The 4,731-nt window shown below is 65.4% G+C and carries 5 protein-coding genes; all 5 read left to right on the forward strand.

The genetic code is table 11. The features are described from left to right. The first annotated feature begins 821 nt into the window (after positions 1–821). Positions 822–1,241: an alternative ribosome rescue aminoacyl-tRNA hydrolase ArfB gene (gene arfB, locus BRAS3809_RS29940; RefSeq protein ID WP_008965763.1), complete on the forward strand. Its 420-nt coding sequence runs from the start codon at positions 822–824 to the stop codon at positions 1,239–1,241. Between the two features lie 445 nt (positions 1,242–1,686). Further along, the gene (locus BRAS3809_RS29945; RefSeq protein WP_008965764.1) at positions 1,687–2,004 is read left to right on the forward strand and encodes a c-type cytochrome; all 318 of its coding nucleotides are present in this window, start codon (positions 1,687–1,689) and stop codon (positions 2,002–2,004) included. A 1-nt stretch (position 2,005) separates the two neighbouring features. Continuing rightward, the gene (locus BRAS3809_RS29950) at positions 2,006–2,401 is read left to right on the forward strand and encodes a VOC family protein (RefSeq protein WP_008965765.1); all 396 of its coding nucleotides are present in this window, start codon (positions 2,006–2,008) and stop codon (positions 2,399–2,401) included. 52 nt (positions 2,402–2,453) lie between these two features. Beyond that, on the forward strand, positions 2,454–3,002 hold the full coding sequence (locus tag BRAS3809_RS29955; RefSeq protein WP_008965766.1) for a hypothetical protein: 549 nt from the start codon (positions 2,454–2,456) through the stop codon (positions 3,000–3,002). A gap of 49 nt (positions 3,003–3,051) precedes the next feature. After that, positions 3,052–4,620 (forward strand): GMC family oxidoreductase, encoded by a 1,569-nt coding sequence (locus tag BRAS3809_RS29960; RefSeq protein ID WP_008965767.1) that lies wholly within the window; start codon positions 3,052–3,054, stop codon positions 4,618–4,620. The last annotated feature ends 111 nt before the right edge of the window (positions 4,621–4,731 follow it).

Below are 4,731 nucleotides of genomic sequence, written 5' to 3' on the forward strand. Positions count from 1 at the left end.
CGTGTCTTCGGATGCGCGGACGAACGCTCGCTCGCGGACGTGAAGTCGCAGCGTCCTGACACCCCGAAGCTGGTGTCTCGTTCGCGACGGCGCTGACGCGCCGCGCGGACCATGGTGGCCAACGAGCCGGGCACCAGGGAGACTGCGTATAAGCGTTCCACCCATCGCGCGGGGAATGCCGGGATGTCTCGGCTGAACCTGTGGTACCTGCCGCCTGCATTTTTTTCGCAGGCGGGCCATGGGTGCGGCCAGCACCCGGCATTCCCCGCGCCCTCTGCACTGTTTGCGAGGGACGGACTGATCGCAAAACTCGGGCATGATGTGCCGCGGGAATGCGCCGCTGTGTCGATCGCTGTTTGAGATGTAAATCGGACCCCGAGCACGCTACCGTAGGGTGGGCAAAGCAGCCGCCCGAAGGGCGGTCGCGTGCCCACCATGCATCCGCAGACTCGGAAGGAATGGTGGGCACGGCGCGCGCGAGAGCGGAGCAACAAGCTCACAACGCGGCGCGCCTTTGCCCACCCTACGCACCGTGAAGTTCACCCCACCCACCGCCGTCGTCCCGGACAAGCCACGACGCGCGAAGCGCGACGTGGCGCCGATCCGGGACCCATACGCCGCAGCAGATGTGAGACGCGAGATGCCCATGGCCGGCGTGCCCCAAACGACTCCCTGGGGGTATGGATCCCGGCGTTCGCCGGGATGACGGCGGAGATCTTGGTGACGGTCCCGGGCGGACCGCGGGAGCCGATACACCCGCGCACCCCGCCGCCAAACCCGCTATGGTGCTCCGCGAAAGCCTCGATTCCCCTGGGTGCCCCATGCTGCGGATTTCCCGCGACCTCGCGATCGACGAAAACGACATCGAGATCTCGTTCGTCCGCGCCTCCGGTCCCGGCGGCCAGAACGTGAACAAGCTGTCGACGTCGGCGCAGCTGCGCTTCGACACCAGCCGCATCACGCTGCCTGAGGATGCGGCCGCACGGCTCGCCCGGCTCGCCGGCCAGCGCATGACCAAGAACGGCGTGATCGTCATCCAGGCCGAGCGCTTCCGCACCCAGGAGCGCAACAAGGCCGACGCAATCGAGCGGCTCGTGACCCTGCTGCGCGAGGCGATGGTGCGCCCGAAGGTGCGCCGCCCGACCAAGCCGACCTTCGGCTCCAAGCAGCGCCGGCTCGAAGGCAAGAAAATTCGCAGCGACGTGAAGGCGGGACGCGGCGCGCGCCGTTTCGACGATTAGTTCGTCGGCCGCGCGCCTGTCACCCCATCCCGTCATTCCAGGGCAATCGACGATGCGCGCCAGCGCATTGGCGATTGAACCCGGAATCCCGAGCCTGTTGGACACGAACGCAAGCCAAGCTCGGGATTCCGGGTTCAAGGCCTGCGGCCTTGCCCCGGAATGAAAATGAGTGTGGCACGAGAAGAGGCGTCACCATCCCCTCTCGCAGACCGATCATATGACGATGAGTCTGCAATGCTGACGCAACTTTCGCGCTGCAAACACCTGCGCCCGCTTTGTTCTCGCTGAAACAGCCGGCTACTACCACGCCGCATCGGCTGCGACCTACGCTCACCAAAAATGCGAGCGAGGAACGATGTCGGGACGGCGTGCGGCGCACTATGCGCTTCTTCTCTGCGGATCAATTGCCAGCGCGGCGTTTTGCAGCACGATCGCACAGGCGCAGATGGCACTGCCCGCGCCGAAGCCCGTCGACGGCGCCACCCTGTTCAAGCAGCAATGCGGTGTCTGCCACACGCTGAGCAGCAGCGAGCCGGTGCGGCAGGGGCCGCCGCTGTCGAAGGTCGTCGGCCGCCGCGCCGGCTCGGTCGACGGCTTCCGCTATTCAGCCGGCTTCGCGAAGGCTGATTTCACCTGGGACGAGGCCAAGCTCGACGCCTGGCTGACCAATCCCCAGGAGCTGATCCCCGGCGCCGTGATGGCCTATCGCCAGGCCAAGCCCGACGTGCGCGCCGCGATCATCACCTACCTGAAGGACAATTGAGATGGCCAAGCCCGTTCACTCCATGATCCGCGTCCTCGACGAGGCCAAGGCGCTCGACTTCTACAAGCGCGCCTTCGGCCTGGAGATCGCAGACAATCTGCGCTTCGACGGCTTCGCACTGATCTATCTGCGCCACCCGTCGTCGCCATTCGAAGTCGAGCTGACCGTCAATTTCGACCGCAAGGAGCCCTACACGCTCGGCGACGGCTACGGCCATCTCGCGGTCGTGGTCGACGATCTCGACGCCGAGCACGCCCGCTTCGAGCGCGAGAACCTGGCGCCGGGACCGTTGCGCGATTTCAAGCACAATGGCGCGACGCTCGCGCGCTTCTTCTTCGTCAGCGATCCCGACGGCTACAAGATCGAGGTGATCCAGCGCGGCGGCCGCTTCGGCTGAGCCGGTTGAGAGAGACGACGTGACAAGCAAAAAACAAACGGAGGAAACTGCCATGAGAGAAGTCGATCGCCGCAACAAATACGACCGCCGCGTCTTTCTCAAGGGCGCGGCCGCGACCGTGCCGGCCGCCGCCGTCGCCTCCGCGACGGGCGTCGGCGTCACCGACGCGTGGGCCGAGGATGCCAAGGCGCTGACGCCGGACACCCTGAAGACCCTGGTGAAGGTCGCGCGCGACATCTATCCGCACGATTTCCTCGGCGACCGCTACTACATCGCCGCGGTCAAGCCGTGGGACGGCAAGGCTGCCGCGGATCCCGCGGTCAAGACGCTGATCACTGACGGCATCGCCCGGCTCGACCAGGACGCGAAGGACCGCCACAAGGTGCCGTATGCGCAGGTGCCGTGGGAGACGGACCGCGTCGCGCTGCTGCAGGGCATCGAGCAGACGACCTTCTTCAAGACTCTTCGCGGCGACCTCGTGGTGTCGCTCTACAATCAGAAAGAGGTCTGGCCGAAGTTCGGCTACGAAGGCTCCTCCGCCGAGCATGGCGGCTACATCAACCGTGGCTTCTCCGACATCGACTGGCTGCCCAAAGCCTGACGTCAAGGCCTGACGCCGTCGAGCAACAAACAACACGGAGGACACCATCATGGCAAAATTCGATCAGAACGATTCGAGCGTCGTCGTCATCATCGGTTCGGGCGCCGGCGGCGGCACTCTGGGCAACGAGCTCGCGCAGAAGGGCATCAAGGTCGTCATTCTCGAAGCCGGCAATCGCTACGAGATTCCCGACTTCATCAACGACGAATGGGAGAGCTTCACCCAGCTCGCCTGGACCGACATGCGCACCACGTCCGGCAGCTGGCGGGTGGCCAAGGACTTCGCCAACCTGCCGGCCTGGATCGTGAAGGCGGTCGGCGGCTCGACGGTGCACTGGGCCGGCGCCTCGCTGCGCTTCGATGAGCACGAGTTCAAGGCGCGCACCACCTATGGCGGCGTGCCCGGCACGACCCTGCTCGACTGGCCGGTGACGCTCGCCGAAATGGAGCCCTGGTACGCCAAGGCCGAGTTCAAGATGGGCGTGACCCGGACCAACGACATTCCCGGCCTGCCCGGCAACAACAATTTCAAGGTGCTCGAAGCCGGCGCCCGCAAGCTCGGCTACAAGACCGTGCACACCGGCAACATGGCGATCAACTCGCAGCCGCGCGACGGCCGCGGCTCGTGCCAGCAGATCGGCTTCTGCTTCCAGGGCTGCAAGTCCGGCGCGAAATGGTCGACCCTGTACACCGAGATCCCGAAGGGCGAGGCCACCGGCAATCTCGAGGTGCGGTCCGGCAGCATGGCGATCAAGATCGAGCACGATGCGTCGGGCAAGGTCACCGGCGTGGTCTATGCCGACAGCCAGGGCAAGATGCAGTTGCAGAAGGCCCGCATCGTCGCGGTCGCAGGCAACTCGATCGAGAGCCCGCGGCTCCTGCTCAACAGCGCCTCGAACATGTTCCCGGACGGCCTCGCCAACTCCTCCGGCCAGGTCGGGCGCAACTACATGCGGCACATGACCGGCAGCGTCTATGCGACGTTCGAGAACCCGGTGCACATGTATCGCGGCACCACGATGGCCGGCATCGTGCGCGACGAGGCGGCGTTCAATCCGAAGCGCGGCTTCGTCGGCGGCTACGAGATGGAGACCTTGTCGCTCGGTCTTCCGTTCATGGCGGCGTTCCTCAATCCCGGCGCCTGGGGCCGCAGCTTCACCGCGGCGATGGAGACCTATCCGCGGATGGCCGGTATGTGGCTGGTCGGCGAGGACATGCCGCAGGAGACCAACCGCATCACGCTCGATCCGGTCGCCAAGGACAAGTTCGGCATGCCCGTGGCTTCGGTGCATTTCGACGATCACCCCAACGACGTCGCGATGCGCGCCCACGCCTACAAGCAGGGCTCGGCGATCTACGAGGCGGTCGGCGCCACCGTGACCTATCCGACCACGCCCTACCCCTCGACCCACAATCTCGGCACCAACCGGATGAGCGAGAAGGCAAGGGACGGCGTCGTCAACAAGTTCGGCCAGACGCACGACATCAAGAACCTGTTCGTGTCCGACGGCAGCCAGTTCACCACGGGCGCGGCGTGCAACCCGACCCTGACCATCGTGGCGCTGGCCATCCGGCAGGCGGACTACATCGCGGGCGCGATGCAGAAGAAGGAGATTTGATAGCGTAAAGCATGGGTGTGCTCCTCACTCGCCGCAAAGACGGTCAGCGCCTTCCCCGCAGGCGGGCAGGGCTATCCCATTTGAAGATCGCAAACATGTGCTCGTCTCTCT

It is taken from the genome of Bradyrhizobium sp. STM 3809 (assembly GCF_000239795.1).
Taxonomy (GTDB): Bacteria; Pseudomonadota; Alphaproteobacteria; order Rhizobiales; family Xanthobacteraceae; genus Bradyrhizobium.

Coding starts and splice junctions, on each gene's coding strand:
- arfB (WP_008965763.1), top strand. CDS start 822: ATGCTGCGGATTTCCCGCGACCTCGCGATCGACGAAAACGACATCGAG.
- BRAS3809_RS29945 (WP_008965764.1), top strand. CDS start 1,687: ATGGCACTGCCCGCGCCGAAGCCCGTCGACGGCGCCACCCTGTTCAAG.
- BRAS3809_RS29950 (WP_008965765.1), top strand. CDS start 2,006: ATGGCCAAGCCCGTTCACTCCATGATCCGCGTCCTCGACGAGGCCAAG.
- BRAS3809_RS29955 (WP_008965766.1), top strand. CDS start 2,454: ATGAGAGAAGTCGATCGCCGCAACAAATACGACCGCCGCGTCTTTCTC.
- BRAS3809_RS29960 (WP_008965767.1), top strand. CDS start 3,052: ATGGCAAAATTCGATCAGAACGATTCGAGCGTCGTCGTCATCATCGGT.